Genomic DNA, 1,768 nt, shown 5'->3' with positions numbered 1-1,768 from the left:
CATCTCCACCAATGACATGAGAGCGCTCATTGGAGATGATACCGATGACACCATTCATGTCTCAACTCAAGAGGCGGCTTTTGGCGGCAAGGGTGATGACACCATCACGGGCAGTGACAAAAATGACATTCTGGTTGGTGGTGAGGGAAATGACACCTTAAAAGCCGAAGATGGGAATGACACTCTAGCTGGCGGTAAAGGAGATGATCTTCTCGAAGGGGGCAAAGGAGCAGACACCTATCTCTTCAGCAGAGGCGATGGCAAAGACACAATCAAGGATGCAAGCGGTGAACCGTCCACTTCTGAGCTTGTTATTGGGTCAGGTTACACTGTTGGTGGTAAATTTGGGTTCACTTTTTATTCTTCTCAGTCCCAAGGCGAAGTTGCTATTGATGCAATACGTTTTGCCGATGACATTGAGCTTGAAGACATCACCTTGAAAAGAAGTGGCGATGATCTTCTGATTTATATCCTGCCGAGTGATAACCATGACCAGCCTCTCAGTGAGGTGGAGGATGTTATTCGGATTAAGGATTGGGATAATGCTTCTTACCGGATTGAGAGCCTGCAATTTGCCTCTGGTGTCTCTGTACCGCTATCTCGTTTTTCCAGTAGCTTCCTGAAGGCTGTTAAGGGCTCGACCATCTCAGCTTCAAATAAGCGGGCTTGGATTGAAGGGGCAACTGGGAATGAGACCCTCAAAGGTAAGGATGGTTCTGACTTCCTAATTGGTCGTGAGGGCAACGACACGCTTGAGGGCAAAGATGGGTATGATAGTCTCTTTGGTGGTGAAGGAAACGATACCCTTAAAGGTGGAGGCCATAATGATCTCCTGGTTGGAGGTGTTGGAGACGACAATCTGCAAGGTGGCGCAGGAGATGACACTTACATCTACGCTCGCGGCGACGACAAAGACATCATCTCCGATAGTAGTGGTTCTGACGACCTCCTCATTCTGACAGATCTGAAACTCGACCAGGTCACGCTGCGCACTGAAGGCGATGATCTGGTCATCTATGTGCTTGATCCGGAAAATCCAGATGCTGCCTTCGCCGATCTCTCCGATAGCATTCGCATCAAAAACTGGAACTCATCATCAAAACGCATCGATACAATCAGGTTCGAAGATGGCTACGAGCTGGAAATCGGGGATATTGAGAGTACTTCAGCAACGGCTTCAGAGGCTTCTCACAATCGTATAAGACTAGATGGTACATCCAGAAATGACTTCATCGTAGGTACGCAGGAATCTAACTATATCTATGGTGGAGATGGAAACGATGTACTGGATGCAGGCGGATACTCCAGTTCATGGCAGCACCTGCTTGGCCAGAATGATGATGACATCTATTTGATCGGTAAAGATGATGGAAATGTCTGGATCTCACGTAGTGCCGAATGGTCCAGTAGCGGAACAGATACACTATACTTCAAGGACCTGAAACTTTCTGACCTTACAATCGACAATTTTGATTATGAAACGCAAGGTCAGGTCCTGCGCTTCTCCTGGAACAAAGACAATCAAAACGGAGAACTACGTATTGCAGACATGGGCGAGCATATTGAGCGCTTTGAGTTTGCTGATGGCACGATGCTCAGCGAGATTAAGGTACTTAATGATGGTGAACGCCTTGAGTTGCATGGCACTGATGGCGACGACATCATCAAGGGTGGCTCTGCCAGCAGTTTGATTTATGCCGGTAAGGGCAATGACACTCTGGAAGCTGGTGCTTACGGAGGCTGGTGGCAGCATTTGCGGGGCGAGGAA

The 1,768-nt window shown here is 48.1% G+C and carries 1 protein-coding gene; it reads left to right on the top strand.

Annotated features, from left to right (window positions below; genetic code table 11):
* A partial coding sequence (locus AC3CB2_RS23440) for a calcium-binding protein (RefSeq protein WP_352936787.1) occupies nucleotides 1–1,768 on the top strand: 1,768 nt, incomplete at both ends.

The sequence above is a fragment of the Pseudovibrio sp. SCP20 genome (assembly GCF_057774105.1).
Note: the sequence above shows the minus strand (reverse complement) of the source record. Positions and strands in the feature narration are given on the sequence as shown.